This is a genomic window from Huijunlia imazamoxiresistens (assembly GCF_037132455.1).
Taxonomy (GTDB): Bacteria; Bacteroidota; Bacteroidia; order Chitinophagales; family Chitinophagaceae; genus Flavisolibacter; species Flavisolibacter imazamoxiresistens.
On the sequence record NZ_JBBBEI010000012.1, the window covers coordinates 36,595 to 56,853 of the forward strand.

The window sequence follows — 20,259 nt, forward strand, 5'->3', positions numbered from 1 at the left end:
GCTCACGGCAGGACCTTGGCGCAAAGCCCGCGGGCTATTGCACGGAAATTTGTTTCTGGGCTGCTTTTTTCAACGCCTCTTCCTTCTTGGGAAGCGTCATTTCCAATACCCCGTCGGTATAGCGGGCGTCGATCCGGTCCAACTGCACGTTGTCGGGAAGGGTAAAGCTGCGGCTGAAGGAGGAATAACTGTATTCCCGGCGGCTGTACTTTTCGGCTGCCGGTTCGGGAGTTTGTTCCTTTTCTGCGCTGATGGTCAGCACATTGCCATCGACATCGATGCGCAGGTCCTCTTTTTTCAGCCCGGGGGCCGCCAGGGACAGCTTATAGTCCTTCTCGCTTTCGGTAATGTTTACGGAAGGGACCGTCAGCATACGGGCCAGCCGCCCGCCGTTGGTGAACCATTCACTCCAGGGCTTGAAGAAATCGTCAAATACCGAGGGCAGCATGCCGCCTGTCCGGGTGATTTCGCTGGGCATAAAAACCTCCTTTTATTGGTGAATAATGAAGTGCCAGAGAACTATTCATCAGGGCCACGGTAAACCAGGTACGGAGCAGGCGCGTGGGACCCGCAGCAGCAAAGCATATATAGCCGCTCGACGGAAGCCGTTACAGTCCCAATGCGTTTCGCTGGATAAAAAGCTCATACAGCTTTTCCAGGACAAAGAGGAGCGCCTGTTTTACCAAACGCCAACCCAGCATCCCTGCCATCAGGGTGGTTACCCAGGCAAAGAAGGTAGGCGCGTCATAAGAAGGCAGGTGTTTAACGGATAAGCTCATAAAACAACGCTTTTAAATAGTAAGAAAAAGGCTGTTATGAAGGTGCCCGGTCGGGGGCACCGGTTCAGGGGGTACAAGGGAATGGTCGTTCAAAGAGAAGCTTTTCCTGGCCGGAATTCCCTGACTCCAGTCAGAAAGTTCCCTGACTGCACTCACCGCCAGCCTGCTGCAATTTTCTTATCTTAAGGGAACCTTCTGTTCCCTATGGAGCACTAATAAGCGCTGTAATATGGAACTGTACGTATCTGATCTGGCAGAAAGCACCACTCCACTTCACCTGCGCCGCCTGTTTGCCGTTTTTGGCAGGGTTCGCTCCGTCATGATCAGCCTGGAACCGGCCACCGGCCACTGCCGGGGCTTCGGACTGGTGGATATGCAGGAAGAGGAGGCCGCCACTGCCGCTCTCGGGAAGCTGCACGGTTTTTTACTGGCGGAACGGCACCTCAATGTACGGCCGGCCGGGGAAGCGGACAAAGCTTCGGCAGGGCCTGTTATTTGTGTATTGGTCCCTTTTGCCGGGATGATGGCCTTGTACCGGATCACCCGGACGGCCGCCAACCATTGCCTGGCCCGGTTGACGGCGCCGGGTGATCCCGAACACACGGCCTTTCCCTTCTTCTTGGAATTTCACAAGGAGAAGGGTAACTGGAAGTGCAGTACCCCCGACCACCCGGTCGCGCCCCTGATCTGCAAAGAGCTCAGCTTTGCCCTTACGTACGCATAGGGAGAAAGCCGGAAGCTTCCTAATTTTATCCCATGAACCCCACCCCACAGGAACTGGCCCGGCGCTTTCCCACCTTCGAAAAAGATTTGCTGGCTGAAATGGCCGAAGTAGGCGAAATCAGGTTTTTTAAGGAAGGCGACGCGCTGCTGCGCACCGGCCAATACATCCGCTCCACCATGCTGATCCTGGAGGGACTGGTCAAGATTTACCGCGGCGACGAGGAAGGCGTTGAGTTCTTTATGTACTACCTCGACAGCGGCAAGCCCTGCGTGCTTTCGCTGATGTGCGCCCTTAAACAGGATACCTCGGAACTGATGGCAAAAGCGGTGACCGATGTGACGGTACTGGTCATCCCGCTTTCCTACATGGACCAGTGGATGAGCCGGTATAAAAGCTGGAGCCAGTTTGTGCTGGGGGCTTACCGGGAGCGCTTTGAAGAACTGCTGCAAACCATTGATCATATCGCTTTCCGCAACATGGACGAGCGCCTCGTGTTTTACCTGCGCCGCCACCAGGAAACCCTCAAAACCAACCTCATTACCCTCTCCATTACCGAAATCGCCCAGGAGCTCAACTCTTCCCGCGAAGTCATCTCCCGCCTGCTGAAAAAACTGGCGGAAAAGGGCGTCATCCGACAACACCGCTCCCATATCGAGCTGCTCAACCTCGGCGCCCTGCCCTCGTGACCTGGGTCACGAAAAGCCTCGGCCCTGCTCCGGAGCTTTGCCGACATGAATAGCGCAACAGAAATCTGGGGTTATCTCGCTTCCGCCTTGATTGGTATTTCATTGGGGCTGATCGGTGGTGGCGGCTCCATCCTCACCGTTCCGGTCATGGTTTATTTATTCGGGCTCCAGCCCCTGCTGGCCACCTCTTACTCGCTGTTCATCGTGGGCGCCACCAGTATGATCGGTGCCGTCACTCATTACCGAAAGGGCCTGGTGAACGGCAAGGCCGCCCTGTACTTCGGCCTTTCCTCTATGGTCACCGTTTTTCTTACCCGGAAGTTCCTTCTCCCTGCCCTGCCCAAAGAAATCGCCACCATTGGCGGATTTACCCTGACCCCATCACTGCTGACCATGGTGCTCTTTGCCATCCTGATGTTGGCAGCCTCCATCAGCATGATCCGGGGCGGCAGCAAAGAAGCGCCGGAAACACCCTGTACCCACTGTGAACGGTTCATTAAACTGCTGGGTTATGGCGTGGCCATTGGGGGGATCACCGGCCTGCTGGGCGCCGGAGGGGGCTTTTTGCTGATCCCCGCCCTGGTCTTTTTGGTAAAAATGCCCATGAAAAAAGCGGTCGGCACCTCGCTGCTCATCATTGCGGTCAACTCCCTGGTGGGCTTTGCCGGCGATACCGGCCACGTTGCCATCAACTGGTCCTTTCTGCTCACCATCAGCGCCATTGCCGCAGGGGGCATTTACCTGGGCGGCCTGCTGGGTAAAAAGATCGACGGGGCAAAACTGAAAAAGGGCTTTGGCTGGTTTGTGCTCCTGATGGGTATTTACATACTGATCCGAGAGCTCTTGCTCGTCCCTTAACCCCTCCATCTTCCGGATATATTCCCCGTGACCAAGGTCACGAATAATCCCTGTCACCATCCGCAATTTTACATCCTCAAACAAAAACAGGAAAAAATCACTTATGAAAATAGAACAGATTTATACCGGCTGCCTCGCCCAAGGCGCTTATTATATCGAAAGTGAAGGCGAAGCCGTGGTCATCGACCCGCTGCGGGAAGTGGCGCCTTACATCCAAAAAGCCGAAAAGGCCGGCGCGAACATCACCTACGTGCTGGAAACTCACTTCCATGCCGACTTTGTTTCGGGACACGTGGACCTTGCCCGCAAAACCGGCGCCGCCATCGTTTATGGCCCACTTGCCAACCCGGCCTTCGCCGCGCATATTGCACAAGACGGGGAGGAACTGAAGGTAGGAAACCTAACCTTCAAGGTGCTGCATACCCCAGGTCACACCCTGGAAAGTACCTGCTACCTGCTGTGCGACGAAAGCGGTAAAGAAGTGGCCCTGTTTTCCGGCGACACCCTGTTCATCGGTGATGTAGGGCGGCCTGACCTGGCGCAGAAAGCGGCCCACCTGACCCAGGAGGAGCTGGCCGCCACCCTGTACGATTCCCTGCGCAGCAAGATCATGCCGCTGCCCGACGACCTCATCGTGTACCCTGCCCACGGTGCCGGCAGCGCCTGCGGCAAGAACATGAGCAAAGAAACCACTGATACCCTGGGGAACCAGAAAAAAACCAACTACGCCCTCCGTGCCGATATGACCAAAGAAGAATTTGTACGGGAAGTGACGGAGGGACTGGCGGCTCCGCCGGCCTATTTCCCGTTGAACGTACTGCTCAACAAAGAGGGGTACGACAGCATCGACGTGGTGATGAAGCGGGGCCGGCAGGCGTTATCCCCGGAAGCCTTTGAAGCGGCAGCCAATGAATCCGGCGCCCTGGTCCTCGACACCCGGGATCCCGGTGTTTTCGCAGAAGGCTTTATTCCTAATTCCATCAATATCGGCATTGACGGAGGATTTGCCCCCTGGGTCGGCGCGCTGATCCCCGATATGGGGCAGCCCATCCTGGTGGTGGCCGATGCAGGCAGGGAGGAAGAAGTGATCACCCGCCTGGCCCGTGTAGGCTATGATTACACCATCGGCTACCTGGAGGGAGGCTTTGCCGCCTGGAAGGCCACCGGAAAGGAAATGGACAGCGTTACCTCGGTAAGTGCGCAGCAGCTGGCCCAAAAGTTACAGGAAGGACCGGTCACCATCCTGGACGTGCGCCAGCCGGGCGAATACACGAGCGAACATGTACCCGGTGCCCACAACCTGCCCCTGGATAATGTGAATGAGCACCTGTCGGGGTTAGACAAGGACGCGCCTTATTATGTGCACTGTGCCGGCGGCTACCGCTCCATGATCTTTAATTCCATTTTAAAGGCAAGGGGATTCCGAAACCTCATTGACGTCCGGGGTGGGTTCAAGGCCATCAGGGAAAGCGGCAGCATTCCCGTAACCGGCTATGTTTGTCCCACCACCCTCCATAAAAAGTAATCCGGCAAATGATCATGGAACTTAAACTTTAAAATTTCCTGCATGCTTGAACTCATAAGGCAACCCTGGCCCTGGTATATTGCCGGCGCCCTGATCGGACTCATTGTTCCCGCACTGCTCGTTCTTGGGAACAAGCACTTCGGTATTTCTGCCAACCTGCGCCATGCCTGTGCGGCCTGTTTTCCCGCCGGTATCCCGTTTTTTAAATATGACTGGAAAAAGGAAACCTGGAACTTCTTTTTCGTGGGCGGCATCCTCGTGGGCGGTTTTCTGGCAGCACAATTCCTTTCCAATCCCGGACCGGTGCAGGTGCACCCGGCCCTGGCAAAGGAACTGGGTGCGTACGGCATCCGGGATATGGGCCACCTGATCCCTCCGGAGATCTTCAGTTTCGAAAGCCTGCTTACCCTGAGAGGGCTGATCCTGCTGGTGGGTGGCGGCTTTTTGGTGGGCTTTGGCGCCCGCTATGCCGGCGGCTGTACCTCCGGCCATGCCATCATGGGCCTGAGTAACCTGCAGCTGCCCTCCCTCATTGCCACGATTTCTTTCCTGGCAGGCGGTTTCCTGATGGCCAACCTGATCCTGCCTTTATTGTTACGGCTGTAACGGCCGTTCAACCGCAAACCCGTTCTTTTCCTGATTCTTAAATACACAAAAATTTAGGCAAATGACCCTGACCAAAATACCCCCGGAACCTTCCGGATCCACCCGGGCGGAAAGCCGCAGCCCTACAGATTTTGAAGTCCGTTCCCCCGACACGGTAGGCGGGAACGAATTCCGCAGGCAGCCCCCCTGGTGGTACCACCTCAAATACGCCGCCGTTGGCCTTGTGTTCGGCCTGGTGTTCGTCAAGGCGGAAGTGATCTCCTGGTTCCGCATCCAGGAAATGTTCCGCCTGCAAAGCTTTCATATGTACGGGGTGATCGGGACCGCTGTATTGGTCGGCATCATTTCGGTGTGGCTGATCAAAAAATTCAAGATAAAAACCATTCAAGGCGAGCCTATCGAGTTCCATCCCAAAAAATTCCACAAAGGCCAGGTATACGGCGGGCTGCTCTTCGGTCTGGGCTGGGCCATGACCGGCGCCTGTCCCGGCCCGCTGTTTGCCCAGATTGGCACCGGTGCGCTTGTTGTATCGGTGGTACTGGGGAGTGCTCTTGCCGGCACCTGGGTGTATGGTTATATCCGCGAAAAGCTGCCGCATTAAATAAGCCGGGATGAGAAAAGGCCGATGGAAAACGCAACATCCTCCATTGGTTTTTGTATACGTTTAGCTATAAGTTCGTTTGTACCCTGTGATAAAAGTCACGGTGAAGCATTCCGTGATGCCGCGGATCCACGGGTCGCTTCTATTGCTGGCCGGGATCGAAAATAACCGGTTTAAAGAGCGGCAGGTAATAAACATCAAATCCCTGGTACAAAACAAAATTGCCGAACTGGACGAATCGATCCGGTCAAAAGCCTTAAACGTAGACCTTGACCTGGAGGAGGAAAGGGTGGGCATGGACCCGCAACTGGCCGATCTCCTGATGGACAAATTGCTGGGCAATGCTATCCGGCATACCGACCAGGAAGGTTCCATACGCATTATCTCGTTGGAACGGTTACTCTTCATCTGTAATTCAGGCCAGCACCCATTGAACAAAGAACAGCTTTTTAACCGGTTGTATCCACCGGAGGTGCCCCGCAAGCCAGGACTGGGCTTGGCCATTGCCCGACAGATCTGCGACGAGCATGGATTTGCCCTCGATTATGATTATAAAGAAGGCCAGCACCTCTTTTTTATTAATTTTTAAGGGGGCGAAGCGGCAGGCTCCTGTTGCGGAACAGGTGGGGCATAACGCTGAGGAAAACCGTGTTGTGGCGGGCGCTGTCCCTTTGCATATAGGGCCGGATGATGCTGGGCTGCCCCTGCCCTTGGCTTAACTGATTCCAATAAATGGGAAAAGATACCAGAAAGGGACTGCCTCCTGTGTGTAAAACAGGAGGCAGTCCCTTTGCTTTATGATTGCTGACGGTTTGCCGTCAACCTTTGCTTATTTGACAATGGTGAAGCTCACCGAGTAGGTCGAACCGATGGCAGCGCCCATCTTGGCCTTGGTACCCGAGTAAGGGGTGGACTTCAGGGTATAGCTTCCGGTGCCGGCGCTCCAGGAGTAGTAATCGCCGTTGCGGTTATCGCCAAAGAGGGCATAAGGGATGGCATCATCATAACGGGTCTCGCTCTTCGAACCGCTCAGTACCATCTTCACCACGCAGGAAGTACCATTGGCCAGGTTGGCGCGGATGCTGAACTTGTTGGTGCCTGCTTTGGCAATGCTGATGGCTGCACCGGGAGCAATGGTCATGATGTCCTTATCGGTATCCGCGTTGACCAGGGTATAGCTCACTACCTGCTGCGTACCTGTTGTGGTGGTAGTAGTCGTAGTGGTGGTAGTAGTCGTAGTGGTGGTAGTGGTCTTTGTGGTATCGGTAGTGGGGGTTGTCGGGGTGGTCACTACAACTGTATCCGTAGTCGGCGTTGTGGGTGTGGTAGTGGGCAGTGCGGACCGCATGTCGGCAAGGGTGGCATTGGCGTTACCTACACGGATGTTGTCGAAATAAAGCACCCGGGAAGACCTGCTGGAGGATTTATCCAGGAAGGAAGCTTTGTACAGGCCGATCTTCCATTTGGGAAGCTTCAGGTGCATGTTGCGGCCCACGATGTTGTGGATCTTCACGCCGTCGCGCCATACTTCGATCAAACCGTCGGAACCGGTGGAGTGTACAATGTGGAATACGAACTCGTGCCATTTGTCCTTGTCGATCTTCTGGAAGGTAGCAGGGCCGTCGGTGGCTACGCTGCCCGAAGCGCCGAGGGAAGCGGCGAACAGGTCATATTTTTTCAGGGTGGAAGAGCCGGAAGGAGGCGTTACTTCCAAAAATACTTTATCGCTCTGGGCGCGGATGGTGGTTTCGTCGGAGCCGTCCTCGAACCACTGGTTGATACAGTCGCGGGTGTCATCCAGTTCAAAGCCTGTGGAAGGGAAATAGGCGGCAAAGGAGTACCAGGCGTTCTTGGTAAAGCCCGGCCATTCCGAACCGCGGATGATGGTGACTTCAGAACGGATTTTCCCGGAGGAGCCTACGAGGGGCTGGTCCTTGCGGATCTCGAAGCGAACGGATTTGTTGCCCTGGAATGCGGGGTTGGTGGGGAAGGAGAAGGTCCAGTCGGTCAGGCAGTTTTCGATGCCGCCGCCGAAAGCGGTGAAGGGGCTGGTGCCTTCCATGGTTTCTTCCAGGTACAGGTTGGCGCTGGGGCTGGCATAGGCCGAAGCCACGGTATTGGCGGCGTCCAGGGAGGCCGGTTGCTGTGTGTCTTTTTTAGAACAGGCAAACAAGGAAGCAGCTACGAGTACGGAGGAGATTACGGTTTTTCCTTTGGAAAGCAAATTTCTTTGGTTTTTCATGAGGTCGATCGTTAGCGAATTTTCAAATAGGGTTGTAAGTAAACTATTGATGCTCAGTTGCTTTCAGGGTATCGGATTGTTTGATGACTCAAAATTACAATGGACGAGCTGACCTCAGCCGTATGAATCGGTGAACCGGGGATTGTGGGAGTTGGAAAAGCGCTACCATACGCCGGATAGAGCAGGACGGCTGGAATCGAACTCTGCAAATATGAGCGCGGAATGCCTGACAAGAAACTTATATGGAAAGTCAGGGATCGGATGCTTCTAAATCCCGCCTGCTGTACCCACCGTGCCGCATAGGGTTTCCTGCCCGGGTTGATCGTATATTCGGTGCCTAAGGCCTATGCGACACGGCAAAATATGCCGGCTTCCCAAGGATTTTGGAAATTGCCGGTACTGCCCTGTTGCAAAAAGAGCGCCTCCAGGCAGTGCCTCCCCGGACAGGAGTACCGCCGGTAATGTTTATCCATAACCGATTATATCTATGTTCCAGAGCATTATTCGTACAGACCGGCAGGAGACCACGGTTTTGATCCGCCTGATGGTCGGGGCGGTCTTTTTTTCGGAAGGAATCCAAAAATTTTTATTTCCCGACAAGCTCGGTGTAGGGCGCTTTACCAGGATAGGCCTGCCCCATCCCGGCTCCCTGGCTCCGTTCGTCGGCTCCTTCGAGGTGGTCTGCGGGTTGCTGGTTTTCTCCGGGCTGCTGACGCGGCTGGCGGCGGTTCCGCTCATCGCCATTATGCTGGTAGCGATAACTGTTACCAAGATCCCGATGCTGGCCAGCGAAGGCTTTTGGCATATGGCCCATGAAAGCCGTACCGACTGGGCCATGCTGCTGGGCAGTATTTTTTTACTTATAAAAGGGGGCGGTGCCCTATCCGCTGACCGCCAGCTGCAACGATTATGAGCAATCATTCTTCCTTGCGGGAAGTAGCCCGCCTGTTCCTGAAACTGGGGGTGATCGGCTTCGGTGGCCCTGCCGTGCACATCGCCCTGATGGAAGAAGAGGTGGTGCGCAAACGCGGCTGGATGGACCACCAGCACTTTCTCGACCTGGTGGGCGCCACCAACCTCATCCCCGGGCCCAACTCCACCGAGATGACCATGCACATCGGCCACGAGCGGGCCGGCTGGAAGGGGCTGGTGGTGGCGGGCTGCTGTTTTATTTTCCCCGCGGTGCTCCTTACTGCCGCCTTTGCCTGGGCCTACCGCGTCTACGGCACGCTGCCCGCGGTACAGCCTTTTATTTACGGCATCAAGCCCGCCATCATTGCCGTCGTGGTGGCGCTGATGATCGGCCTGGGAAGAAAGGCCCTGAAAAGCATTCCACTGGGTATCATTGGCTTGGGATCGGCCCTGGCCGTTCTGGCCGGGTGGAACGAGATCGCTGTTCTTTTTGGAGCCGGACTTATAGGCGCCTTGCTGCACCTGGCAGCTTCCCGCAGGGACCGGGCGAATGGCCTGCTTCCTTTTGTGTTGTTGCAGGCCCCCGGCTCCCTGGGTATATCAGCAGCGAAACTGTTCTGGATCTTTTTGAAGATCGGTTCGATCCTCTACGGCAGCGGCTACCTGCTGTTTGCCTTCCTGGACGCAGAACTGGTGGGCAAAGGCCTGCTCACCAAACAGCAGCTGATCGACGCCATTGCCGTGGGGCAGTTTACCCCCGGGCCCGTTTTTTCCTCCGCCACCTTCATCGGCTGGCAAATCGGCGGCTTTCCCGGAGCACTTGCCGCCACCGTGGGCATCTTCCTGCCCTCCTTCCTGTTTGTCGCCTTCCTCAATCCCCTGATCCCCCGGCTGCGGAGCTCCCCCCTGATGTCCGCTTTCCTGGATACCGTCAACATCGCGTCCATCGCCATTATTTTATCAGTGGTAGTGGAAATGAGCCGGGCTACCCTGCTGGACTGGCGTACGGTGCTGATAGCCGTGCTCAGCTTTATTGTTACGTTCTCTTTTAAGAAGTGGAATACGGCCTTTATCATCCTGGGCGGGGCAGTACTGGGATATGTCTTATCCCTGCTCTGAGAGCAACGGGGCATTTCCTGAAAAAGGGGAGAAACCTCTGCGGCGCATTTTCCCTTCCCCGGGTCCTTTTATTCCCGGTCCCATCCAAGGCAGCGCGCAGTCCGCGGGCCAGCTGCTCCGCAGGGTCTAATACTTGCTTACCCAAGTGGGCATAGGAACAGTCCGCATGCTACGGCAACTTTTTCCGGACGATTTAATTTCCAACTGAAAAAGAGGCGGAACAGCAGCATGTGAATGCGGTATTTCCCGATGCCGTATCGGCAGTTTTCGAACCGCTCCCGCTGTTTCCGGACAGTCGTGCACTGGCACCAAACCATGTTTTTATAGCGGAAAGAGCGACGATTTTGGGATTATATTGGACCGTCACCAGGGCTGAGTCCTCGTCCCAGTAAGCGGATTTAATGCCCTGCTGTCCCAGTACCCTGATGACGGTTCTTTTCATCATTGAGGCCGCGCCCCTGGCCTCGAAAGTGTCGATGGTGAATATCGGGGTAAAGTTCCGGAGCGAACGCTTTGTGTCCTGGGCCTGGCAGAGCAGGGAGAGCAGAAGACCAAGGGCCAGCAATGGGAAAGGTTTCATGTTCCTTGTTTTAATAGGCAGGCATGGATAATGTAGGTAAGCTCCTGTTCTTTCCTTTTATACAGAGGGAAACAGGCCCTAATAAAAATACAAATCCTGCAGGGGCCGGAACATGACCCTATCCCCTTTCCCGGGCAGACATTTATCAGCCCGTATTTCTTGCAGTGCCCTGCGGCCTCCTTATTTCAGCTGTAACAGGCCGGCATTGAACGCTACGATAATGGTACTTAAGCTCATAAGCACCGCTCCCATGGCGGGACTCAGCACAAAGGCCGGGTACAGCACCCCGGCCGCCAGCGGCAGGGCCACCACGTTATAGCCCACCGCCCAAAACAGGTTCTCCACCATCTTGCGGTAGGTCGCCCGGCCAAAGGAGATCAGCCGCACCACCTCCTGCGGGTCGCTGTTCACCAGGATGATGTCGGCGGTTTCCGCCGCCACATCCGTTCCCGAACCCACTGCGATGCCCACGTCGGCCTGCGCCAGCGCCGGCGCGTCGTTGACCCCGTCGCCGGTCATGGCCGTTACTTCACCGCGCCCCTGGAACTCCCGCAGGATCTCCTGCTTCTGGTGCGGCAGCATGCCGGCCCGGTAGCCGTCCATGCCCAAGGCTGTGGCCACCGAAGCGGCAATCCGCTCATTGTCCCCGGTGACGAGCCAGGACTTGATGCCCATCTTTTTGAGCGTGGCAATAGCGCCGGCCGAACTTTCCCGGATGGCATCGGCCAGGGTGATCAGCCCTGCTACCTCCCCGTCCACCAGCACGTAGACCACGGTTTCGCGGTCCCCATCCACTTCCGCGGGCAGAGTCGGCAGCTGCCGGTGCTCCTTCCCAAAATAATTGGGCCCTGCGACCACCACTTTTTTACCCCTGACCGTTCCGGAAACCCCTACGCCCTGCTCATAGGAAAAGCCTTCCGACTTCTCTAAAGGAAGGCTTTTCTCCTTCAGTTTTCTGAGGATGCCCCTGCCGATGTAGTGTTCGGAGTGCTGCTGCACGGCGGCGGCATACTGCAGGACTTCATCTGCCGAATACTGGTCCGACAGCGCCAGCAGCTTTTGTACCTCGTGCGCTCCTTTGGTCAGGGTGCCGGTCTTGTCAAAAATGATGGTGGTGAGTTTCCGTGCCTGTTCAAAGGCGGTGCGGTTACGGATCAGCAGCCCGCTCACCGCCGCCCTGGTGGTAGAAATGGCCACCACCAGGGGAATGGCCACGCCCAGGGCATGGGGGCAGGAAGTGACCATGACCGTTACCAGCCGCTCCAAGGCAAAGGCCAGGTCTCCCTCACGGTAGTACCAGTAGATGAAGGTGACCAGCCCCAGCACGATGGAAATAATGGTGAGCCAGCGGGCCACGCGGTCCGCCAGGTTCTGGGTGCCCGATTTGGCACTCTGGGCGGAGGTGACCAGCGTCACCACCTTTTGCAGGTAGCTCTCCGGCCCCACACCGGTAACGTGCAGGCGCAGCATCCCGTCGCCGTTGAGGGAGCCGGCGATCACTCCCGCGCCCTTTTCTTTTTTCACCGGTACGCTTTCCCCGGTCAGCATGCTCTCATTCACATAGGACTCCCCTTCCAGCACGTGGCCATCGGCGGGAATCTTTTCTCCCGGCCTCACCACCACCACCTCGCCGCTTTTCAGCTCCTGCAGATGAATGTCCTCCACGGCGCCATCCCTTTCCACATGGACCGTGGAGGGCAGCAGGGCAATGAGGGATTCCAGGGCCTGGGAGGCGGACATCTGGGAGCGCATTTCCAGCCAGTGGCCCAGCAGCATGATGTCAATCAGGGTGGCCAGCTCCCAGAAAAAGTCCATGCCCTTAAGGCCGAAGACCACGGCCACGCTGTAGAGAAAGGCGACACTGATGGCCACGGCCACCAGCGTCATCATGCCCATCGCACGGTGCCGCAGCTCCTGCACCATCCCGCGCAGGAAGGGAGCGCCGCCATAGCAGTAGACTATGGTGCCGAGCCCCAGCAGCAAAAAGGTATCGCCCCGGAAGCGGAGCTCAAAACCGGCCCACCGCTGGATCATTTGCGACAGGGCCAGGATGGGAACGGTCAGCACGAGGCAGATCCTGAAGCGCTTTAAAAAGTCTTCGGTGTGGTGGCCCGCATGCTTGTCGTGCGTACCGCCCGGCGCGGCTCCGTGCTGCCCGCCGTGAGCGGTAGGACCCTCCCCTTTCGTGGCCGGCGTATCTCTGGCCCCGGCTGGGTGGTGGGAATGATTTTGGTGGTCGTGTTCGTGTTCCATAAAAGAGGTTTTATGATGCCCTACGGTGTACCAATCGGTTTAGGATTCCTGTTATACTTTCGGCTGCCACCTAATTACCCGGCGGGCGGAAACGATCCTTTTTGATAAATCGCTGCGGTCCTGTCCGGTAAAGGGACGGTGTCAATAGGTCAGCGTTACCCCCGCGCCCAGTCCCATATCGCTGTCGTAATGAGCGGAAAGCGCCAGCCATTTAGAAAGAATATAGCGCAGCCCCGCCATATATTCTTTGTCGGTATTGCCCATGAAGTTCATCCGCAGCCGCCGGGTGAGCGGAATATCTTCACGGCTGAGCTGGAACCGGAACTTCCCGTTCCCGTCCACCCGGGCATCGGCCTGCACCAGCCAGGGCAGGGTGTATTGTACCCCTGCCACCACTGTTTTGCGGTTGTTCTTGTTGCTGGCCTGTCCAATCAGGTTCGTGCCTTCCGCGGCATCGTGCCCTTTGCCGTCCAGTTTCTTATAATGGTAATCGAAGCCCACGTAGGGAAACCACCACTGGTTGACGCCCAGGTAGCGGCCGATCATGGTTTCGCTTTCAAAGCCGTGATGGGGATTAAGGCCCATGTGCCAGATCTGCTGCAGGGCATAGCGGTTGGAAGAAAGCATGGCCTCGCCGTCGCTGCCGTTAGACTCGATACCAGCCCGCACCATCAGGTGGCGCATGGTATTATCCTTTTTGAACATCCGGTAGGCTTTGGCTTTATCGGGCAGCTCGGGGTTGGGCGGCGAATTTTCATACGTAAAGACCCGGCCCATGCCGGCCATCATGTGAAAGAGGATATGGCAGTGGAAGAACCAGTCGCCGCTTTGGTTGGCAGCAAACTCGATGGTGTCGGTTTCCATGGGCATGATGTCCAGCACGTTTTTGAGCGGGGCGTATGCGCCCCCGCTGTTCACCACCCGGAAGTCATGGCCGTGCAGGTGCATGGGGTGGCGCATCATCGAATTGTTGGTCAGCACCAGGCGCAGGACCTCTCCCTGGCGGATCAGGATGCGGTGGGATTCATTGACGGTTTTATTGTCCAGCGTCCAGACGTAGCGGTTCATATTGCCGGTCAGGGTGAAGTGCAGGGTTTTGAGCCCCAGCCTGGGCAGAGTGGTCTTTACCGGGGACCGGAGCATATCGTAGTTCAGGGTGAGGAAACCGGAGCTGCCGCCGATGTGGTGCTGGTGTTCCTGCTCACCCGAAGAATCCACGGGCATGCTGTCGCCATCGGTACCCGGGCCAGCGAGTTCGGGGTACATGACGGCATTCATGTCCATTTTCTGGTTGCTCATCTGCATGCCCATATCCTTCATGGTGCCATTGGTGCGCATCATGGCGTTCATCATCTGCATGCCCTCGAAGTACTTCAGCCGCGGCAGCACGGGCGCCGGCATTTTCATGCCCTCGCCCAGCCAGAGCGAGGCCGCGCCGGTCCGGTCTTCGGAAGTGGCCCGCAGCTCATAGCTCCTATTCCCCGGCACAGTCACCAGCAGGTCCACGGTTTCCGCCGGGGCCACAATCAGGCGGTCTACCGCAACGGGCACCACTTCGTTGCCGTCATGGCCCACCACGGTCACCTTGCCCCCGCTGTACTGCAACCAGAAGTAGGAAGAGGCTCCCGCGTTGACCACGTGCATCCGCAGCTGATCGCCCGCCTTCAGCCCCGCCACCGAATTCTGGGGCCGGCCATTGGCCAGGAAGCGGTCGTAAAACACGTCGGAAACATCCATGGCCTTCATCCGCTTCCATTCGTTGAGCAGCTTGGTGCGCAGGTGGCCTTCCCCTATGGCTTCGGCATAGCTCTGGGTGCTGCCTTTTTTAATGGAAAACCAATCGTTGGCCGTGCGCAGGCGCCGCTGGATTTGGGTGGGCCGCTCGTCGGCCCACTCGCTCAGCACCAGGGTATAATGCTGCTCTCTGTCCTTTTTGCCAGCGGTATTTTGCCCCTCCTGTCCTTCTCCCCGTGGCTTGAAGATCAGGGCGCCGTACATGCCGGACTGCTCCTGCAGGGCGGAATGCGAATGGTACCAATAGGTGCCGTTCTGCACTACGGCAAACTTATAGAGGTGCGTTTCGCCGGGCCCGATGCGGGCAGTGGTCAGGTAGGGAACCCCGTCAAATTGGTTGGGCAGGATCACGCCGTGCCAGTGGAGGGAGGTCTCTTCCTTTTTCAGGCGGTTGTGCAGGTAAATCTCCGCCGTATCGCCTTCGGTAAAGGTGAGGGTCGGCGCGGGAATGGAGCCGTTGATGGCCACGGCATGCTTTCGCTTGCCGGCAAAGTTGACCAGCGTGTCGGTCACGTACAGGTCGTAGCGCACCGTTTTTCCTTTTTGCAGAAAAACTGCCGGCTTTTCTGTTTCGGCCCCGCTGTCCTCCTCCTGCGGCATCTGATGCATATGGTGTTGATGCGCCGCGGCAGCGGTGTCCGTTTTCATATCCTCTTCCTTACCCTCCTTTTCCCGGTGCAGCGAGTCCGCCGGCGGCTTTACTGCCGGCTTTACCTCCTGTTTGGCAGGGGCGGCCCGTTTCGGCGCGGCGGGCTTTGGAGCCGCCACCCGGATGGTCTTTTTCACCAGGTCCATCCCGCAAATGGGACAGGTACCGGGGCGGTCCTTCCGAACCTGCTCGTGCATGATACAGGTATAGATCACCTTCTGAATCGTTTTCTGTGCTCCCGCAAAAAGGGAGACGCTTGCCAGCAACGCCACCAGGATCATCTTTTTCATGTCTTTTCTTTTTGGATTCATTGATTATTGCCTCATGCCCGGTTACCTGATCTCTTCTTTGACAGTGCCGCACGTAAGCATTTCCTTTCCGAGGTAGGGGTTGCGGATCTCTTTGGTTTCGCTCACCCAGCCGGCCCCTTTGTTCTTGTTGTACATGGGGCAGAAATCCAGGTACAGGGTGCCCCCGGTGCCTCCTGCCCTGGCCAGCTCGTACACCTCCTGGCTGAGGGTTTCGAAATGCTCCCGCTGGTGGTGGATGTTGCCCCCGTTGGCCCCGATATGTTCCGCATGTTCTTTCATGTCTTGCTGAACCTCGGCAAATACTTTTTTCTGCTCCTCCTTCAGGGCCGGAATCGCTACATTGCCAATGACGACCGCAAGGTCCGTTCCTGCTACCGCAGCGCTCTTTCCATTGTCATCGGCCAGGGCATTTTTGATTTTAAGATAAGCGGCGATCACCTCTCCGGTGGGTGCCGTTACCGCCTGGTCCGCCGTGTCGAGGGCGGTGGGGGTGCCGGCGGTATCGGCACTGCCGGGGGCGGCTTTGTTGGAGGTGCCGGAATTACTGTTGCAGGCGGTAAAGCCCAGGGCGGCTGCCGCCAGGGAGATCATCAGGAATGTTTTCATGTTGCTGTGAATGATTAGGGGATATATGAAATAAAAGCATAGGGTAAAGCCTCCGGGCCAAAGGCCCCGGACCGCCCCTTAACATCAGGGTTGCAGGGTGGCCACCACCTGGCCGCAGGTAAGCATGCTGCTGCCGTAATAGGGGTTTTGAACGGCTTTTTCCGCGCTGAGCCAGTAGGCCCTTTTCATGGGACAGTACAGCTTATAGACCGGCTGGGCCGTCAGCCGCACCGATGCGGCCACAGCCGCCAAATTTTGGGAAAGGTTCGCAAACAGCGAGCGCTGCTTTTGGAGGTCTTTGGTCGTGGACAGGGCCGTGGCATCTTTCAGCAGGGCATTGATATTCCCTTCCGAAATGAACTTGTAATCAACGGTATTCAGCGTCTGGAGTAATTGCCCGGCGGTGGCCGAGGCAGTGGCGGCATCGCCGGCTACCAGCGCGTTTTTCAGGTGGTAGTAATGCAGGAGCAAGCCGGAAGCATGCCCGGTAGTGTCCTGCGCAAAACCCAGCAGGCCGGTGGCCATGAGGATAGTAAAGAGGATCTTTTTCATTTTTATTGATTTTCTGTTGGAAATAGGGCGATTACGGGCAGGGCAAAGCCTGCCTTTTCCAGGCAGAAAATCAAATCTGGAAGGAGCGGATGGTGATCCGGATGTCGGTATCGTTGAGAAAACAACTTCGTCGGAAAAATTGGAGGCGGGAACCTACGCCGGGGTCCTGTGTTTCCGGGGCGGATAAAAACAGCAGGCTAATGTCCGAGAGCCACAGCACCGGGACCTCAGGCGCCGGGGTTTCGCCGGAAACCTGCTTATCCTGTTGGGCTAGCCGGGTCACATCTCCTGAACAGCAGTCTTCTTTCCCTGCAGCAGAAAAATGGGCCACTGCCCCAATGTCCTGGTGCCGGCCGTGGGCAGCTGCTCCGTGCACGTGCCGTTTGCCCTGCTCATGCCTTCCAGGAACAGGTTTGCTCTGGGCATGCCCAGCCTGACCGTGATGGTGCCCGCTGTTATAGCCCAGGTCCATGCCCACCGAACAGGCAAAGCCCGCCAGGGTATTTAAGGAAAATACCAGCAGCAGCACCAGGGCCCTTATCCTATTTTTTTGTGTGCGGGTCATTGAACGAGCTCCAAAGGTATAGGGAGAAGAAGGATATGCTGTTATAAAATTCTGCTGCGGTTTTATATCTTATTGAGCTTTGGGGGCACCCTTCTGGAAAAGGGTAACCCCTTAGCCAGTTTTATCGTTTGTTGGCCTTCAGCCAGTCAGCCATTTCCTGGATCTCCTTGGTCTGGGTCTCTACCATATGGTTGGCCATGGCCTTCAGCAGGATGTTGTTACCGTGGTGCAGGTAAGCCGATGCGTTGTCGATCGCCGCTTCGTGGTGCACGATCATCAGGGTGGCAAAATCATTGTCAATATCGCCGGTGATGAGCTGCACATCAGCGTTTTTACCCATTTTCATCATGCCTTCATGGTGCTCCATGGTAAACTCCATATCCGTATTGTCTTTGACCAGGGTGAGCAGGATCGCACTGAGCTGCTGGATCTCCGATTGCTGCTCGTTAATGATCTTCTGGGCTACGCGCTTGAGTGAATCGTTTTTCCCTTCCTGCAGCTCCAGGTTGGCCATGTCAATGGCGCCCTGCTGGTGCACCCGCATCATACGGGCAAAGTCGATTTCCGGGTCATTGGCAACGGGCACGGTGTCCATACGGCTCATCATCTGGTGCATCAGGGTCATCATTCGGTTGGCGTCGTGGTCCTGCAGCTCGATGCCGTCATCGTCCTTGTTACACGCAAACAGGAAGGCTGTGGCCAGCAGGGCAAAGAAGAGTTTTTTCATCATCTGTGATTTTATGGTTCCGAAAGGATTGCCGGGGATGTGCCCGGCAGCCGTTCTCCTGTATCCCTTCATGGGAAGAGAAAGCGGAGGGTTCGGGGACGAGGCCTAAAAAACATGCCATTTCAGAATAGGGCAGTGGCCGGCGCCCGGGCATACTGGTCCTTTGGTGACCCTAAGGCGCGGGCATTTTCCCTCTTTCCGGTCAGAAAATTTTCCCCTTGGGCCCTCCTGGCGAAAATATACCCGTGGGAATCTAATATAATTTTAATAGCCACTCCTTCCCTGCCGGTACGTTACTTGTGCCCGTCTTTCATTGCCTCACTTTAAATGGACATAATATGGCAGAGAATCGATCTTTTCAGAGCTGTATCGAGGCCTGCCTCCGGTGTGTAGCTGCCTGCAACAGCTGTGCAAGCGCCTGTACCCGCGAGGAAGACGTGAAGATGATGGCCCGCTGCATCCAGCTCGACATGGAATGTGCTGCGATTTGTTACGCATCGGCCCAGTTAATGAGCCTGGGCAGTTCCCAGGCGGCAGCGGTCTGCGGCATCTGTGCACGGCTCTGCCAGGAGTGCGGCGAAGAATGCGGCCGGCATCAACACGCTGAGCATTGCCGTCACTGTGCGGAAATGTGCCGCCGCTGTGCCGAAGAGTGCCGCAGGATGGCGGCTTAGGCTCCTTTCCTTTAGGCTTTACAGTTTAAGGATCCTCCCGCCTTTGGCGGAACCAGGGCTTCCCTTGTTGCTGCCCGGCGCTTTTTCCCAGCTCCTGGCCGGCCTTTTATTCAAGAAAATACAGCAGGCGTGGTCGTAAGCATTATTTCAATCCCCCGCCGCCTTAAAAGCCCGGTTTAACCGGTAAAATCAATGTTTAAACATTTATTTGGTGGATCGTTTGCGCCGGTACGCTATTTTTGAACCCTCAACTGAAATACACCAACCTGAAATTAGGTAAACGGCCCGACACCTTTACCGTAAGAGATTTAAGTGTTTCATATGGCAAGCAATCGTTAGTCGCCCCTTGTTTCTACTCGGGGCTTGTTCTTTTTTACTCTATATAAATTCGTGGTGATACCGCTTGTTTACCTACAGGGCCGGTAAAAACAATGGCCCCCGCCTGGCGCGCTATTAACTTTTCATTCTGTCCAGATCAGGCGTTCTACTCCGACGAGGGCTTTTCCAACAGCTTACACAAAATATTTTACAGTCTCAACTTGGTTGAAGAATGGTTGGCCCGGTTGCGACGCCAATGATCGGTTTCACCATGAGCTCCACCCTACCTTCCTGAGCCAATTATTCGCAATTTATGGCTCATTTTATCCTTAATTTTGAGCCAATTAAATTAAGTATTCGGCTCATGAGCTACAACAGGCAGCAACCGGATTGGCCCCACTTTCAGTATAACCTACAGGCTTTGGAGGATGCCCTGTTTCAGTTTGCAGAACAGGCAGGATATGTCAGCGGCCTTTTGGAAGCCATGCCAGAAGGTACGCAAACGGAGGCTCTAATCGACCTGATGGTTGCCGAAGCCATCAAAACATCGGAAATTGAAGGTGAATACCTGAGCCGGCAAGATGTGGTTTCCTCCATTCGTAACCACCTGGGCCTTAGCCCCACTCCCGAACCGGTCAGGGACCGGATGGCCGGGGGCGCGGGGGAATTGATGGTGGATGTGCGCCGTACCTACGAGGAGGAGCTGACCGAAGAAAAGCTCTTTGCCTGGCACCAGATGCTATTATCGGGGAATATAAAGATTAATACAGGGACCTGGCGAACAAACGAAGCCCCCATGCAGGTGGTTTCCGGCGCGATAGGCAGGGAAACCATTCATTTTGAAGCGCCTCCCTCCTCCCGGGTTCCCGGAGAAATGAAGGCCTTCTTGCGGTGGTTCAATGAAACCGCGCCAGGGGGCAGGGAAGAGCTGAAAAAAGCCCCGGTCCGGGCCGCCCGCTCACTTCTACGTTTCTATACGGGTTCTACACGCCCAATGGGAAGCAAAAAGGGGCAACAGAACCATATTCCGGCGTGATCTCCAATAACCACTGCTTTTGAAGGTTTTGACTGCAAAAGCTTTTGCTCCTAAAGGTACACCAGGCTGATGCTTCATGTACCACATAAAAAAACCACGCAAAGTTCGGCGGCTGGCACAGGGCCCACGCACAAGGGCAGGA

The 20,259-nt window shown here is 56.1% G+C and carries 21 protein-coding genes; 11 read left to right on the plus strand and 10 right to left on the minus strand.

All coding sequences use genetic code 11. From position 1 onward, the window contains the following. Positions 1 to 34 precede the first annotated feature (34 nt). Together V9K67_RS15355 and V9K67_RS15360 are read right to left on the minus strand one after the other, a co-directional pair. The gene (locus V9K67_RS15355) at positions 35 to 478 is read right to left on the minus strand and encodes an Hsp20/alpha crystallin family protein (RefSeq protein ID WP_336723891.1); all 444 of its coding nucleotides are present in this window, start codon (positions 476 to 478) and stop codon (positions 35 to 37) included. Positions 479 to 608: 130 nt separating this feature from the next. Further along, the gene (locus V9K67_RS15360) at positions 609 to 779 is read right to left on the minus strand and encodes a hypothetical protein (protein WP_336723893.1); all 171 of its coding nucleotides are present in this window, start codon (positions 777 to 779) and stop codon (positions 609 to 611) included. Between the two features lie 229 nt (positions 780 to 1,008). On the opposite strand from V9K67_RS15360, the gene V9K67_RS15365 reads away from it, so the two are divergent. The 7 genes from V9K67_RS15365 to V9K67_RS15395 all read left to right on the plus strand — a co-directional run bounded on the left by V9K67_RS15365 (position 1,009) and on the right by V9K67_RS15395 (position 6,368). Continuing rightward, positions 1,009 to 1,503, plus strand: a complete 495-nt coding sequence (locus tag V9K67_RS15365; protein ID WP_336723895.1) for an RNA recognition motif domain-containing protein — start codon at positions 1,009 to 1,011, stop codon at positions 1,501 to 1,503. Between the two features lie 32 nt (positions 1,504 to 1,535). Continuing rightward, a complete protein-coding gene (locus V9K67_RS15370) occupies positions 1,536 to 2,189 on the plus strand; it encodes a Crp/Fnr family transcriptional regulator (RefSeq protein ID WP_336723896.1) in 654 nt (217 codons plus the stop codon). A 45-nt stretch (positions 2,190 to 2,234) separates the two neighbouring features. Then, positions 2,235 to 3,047: a sulfite exporter TauE/SafE family protein gene (locus V9K67_RS15375; RefSeq protein ID WP_336723897.1), complete on the plus strand. Its 813-nt coding sequence runs from the start codon at positions 2,235 to 2,237 to the stop codon at positions 3,045 to 3,047. Between the two features lie 103 nt (positions 3,048 to 3,150). Continuing rightward, entirely contained in the window at positions 3,151 to 4,572 is a 1,422-nt protein-coding gene (locus V9K67_RS15380) for an MBL fold metallo-hydrolase (RefSeq protein WP_336723898.1), read from the plus strand. 42 nt (positions 4,573 to 4,614) lie between these two features. Then, a complete protein-coding gene (locus tag V9K67_RS15385) occupies positions 4,615 to 5,178 on the plus strand; it encodes a YeeE/YedE family protein (RefSeq protein WP_336723899.1) in 564 nt (187 codons plus the stop codon). A gap of 61 nt (positions 5,179 to 5,239) precedes the next feature. Next, positions 5,240 to 5,779, plus strand: a complete 540-nt coding sequence (locus tag V9K67_RS15390; RefSeq protein ID WP_336723900.1) for a DUF6691 family protein — start codon at positions 5,240 to 5,242, stop codon at positions 5,777 to 5,779. A gap of 88 nt (positions 5,780 to 5,867) precedes the next feature. Further along, complete coding sequence (locus tag V9K67_RS15395; protein WP_336723902.1) at positions 5,868 to 6,368, plus strand: sensor histidine kinase; 501 nt, start codon at positions 5,868 to 5,870, stop codon at positions 6,366 to 6,368. 240 nt (positions 6,369 to 6,608) lie between these two features. Here V9K67_RS15395 and V9K67_RS15400 read toward each other — a convergent pair whose 3' ends face one another. Then, the gene (locus tag V9K67_RS15400; RefSeq protein ID WP_336723904.1) at positions 6,609 to 8,021 is read right to left on the minus strand and encodes a polysaccharide lyase family 20 protein; all 1,413 of its coding nucleotides are present in this window, start codon (positions 8,019 to 8,021) and stop codon (positions 6,609 to 6,611) included. Between the two features lie 487 nt (positions 8,022 to 8,508). Between V9K67_RS15400 and V9K67_RS15405 the strand changes: the two genes are divergently transcribed. Both V9K67_RS15405 and chrA read left to right on the plus strand, forming a co-directional pair. After that, positions 8,509 to 8,934: a DoxX family protein gene (locus V9K67_RS15405; RefSeq protein WP_336723905.1), complete on the plus strand. Its 426-nt coding sequence runs from the start codon at positions 8,509 to 8,511 to the stop codon at positions 8,932 to 8,934. Beyond that, positions 8,931 to 10,052, plus strand: a complete 1,122-nt coding sequence (chrA, locus tag V9K67_RS15410; protein ID WP_336723907.1) for a chromate efflux transporter — start codon at positions 8,931 to 8,933, stop codon at positions 10,050 to 10,052. The genes V9K67_RS15405 and chrA overlap by 4 nt, the downstream gene beginning before the upstream one ends. Positions 10,053 to 10,245: 193 nt before the next feature. Here the strand turns inward: chrA and V9K67_RS15415 are convergent, their stop codons facing one another. From V9K67_RS15415 to V9K67_RS15445, 7 genes are all read right to left on the minus strand, one after another. Continuing rightward, positions 10,246 to 10,632 carry a hypothetical protein gene (locus V9K67_RS15415; protein WP_336723908.1) on the minus strand — a complete coding sequence of 129 codons (387 nt, stop codon included), beginning with the start codon at positions 10,630 to 10,632 and terminating at the stop codon, positions 10,246 to 10,248. Positions 10,633 to 10,812: 180 nt separating this feature from the next. Next, positions 10,813 to 12,885 carry a heavy metal translocating P-type ATPase gene (locus V9K67_RS15420; RefSeq protein ID WP_336723910.1) on the minus strand — a complete coding sequence of 691 codons (2,073 nt, stop codon included), beginning with the start codon at positions 12,883 to 12,885 and terminating at the stop codon, positions 10,813 to 10,815. 141 nt (positions 12,886 to 13,026) lie between these two features. Beyond that, the gene (locus tag V9K67_RS15425; RefSeq protein WP_336723911.1) at positions 13,027 to 15,618 is read right to left on the minus strand and encodes a multicopper oxidase domain-containing protein; all 2,592 of its coding nucleotides are present in this window, start codon (positions 15,616 to 15,618) and stop codon (positions 13,027 to 13,029) included. A 42-nt stretch (positions 15,619 to 15,660) separates the two neighbouring features. Further along, the gene (locus tag V9K67_RS15430; RefSeq protein ID WP_336723912.1) at positions 15,661 to 16,245 is read right to left on the minus strand and encodes a DUF3347 domain-containing protein; all 585 of its coding nucleotides are present in this window, start codon (positions 16,243 to 16,245) and stop codon (positions 15,661 to 15,663) included. Positions 16,246 to 16,329: 84 nt separating this feature from the next. Further along, complete coding sequence (locus V9K67_RS15435) at positions 16,330 to 16,797, minus strand: DUF3347 domain-containing protein (RefSeq protein ID WP_336723913.1); 468 nt, start codon at positions 16,795 to 16,797, stop codon at positions 16,330 to 16,332. Positions 16,798 to 16,867: 70 nt separating this feature from the next. Next, entirely contained in the window at positions 16,868 to 17,362 is a 495-nt protein-coding gene (locus V9K67_RS15440) for a hypothetical protein (protein ID WP_336723914.1), read from the minus strand. Between the two features lie 121 nt (positions 17,363 to 17,483). Further along, positions 17,484 to 18,089, minus strand: coding sequence for a DUF305 domain-containing protein (locus V9K67_RS15445; protein ID WP_336723916.1), 606 nt, complete (start codon positions 18,087 to 18,089; stop codon positions 17,484 to 17,486). Positions 18,090 to 18,427: 338 nt separating this feature from the next. Here V9K67_RS15445 and V9K67_RS27260 point away from each other — a divergent pair, with 338 nt between their 5' ends. Together V9K67_RS27260 and V9K67_RS15455 are read left to right on the plus strand one after the other, a co-directional pair. Further along, entirely contained in the window at positions 18,428 to 18,763 is a 336-nt protein-coding gene (locus V9K67_RS27260) for a four-helix bundle copper-binding protein (RefSeq protein WP_489753312.1), read from the plus strand. A gap of 631 nt (positions 18,764 to 19,394) precedes the next feature. Beyond that, the gene (locus tag V9K67_RS15455; RefSeq protein WP_336723918.1) at positions 19,395 to 20,117 is read left to right on the plus strand and encodes a Fic family protein; all 723 of its coding nucleotides are present in this window, start codon (positions 19,395 to 19,397) and stop codon (positions 20,115 to 20,117) included. Positions 20,118 to 20,259: the final 142 nt, after the last annotated feature.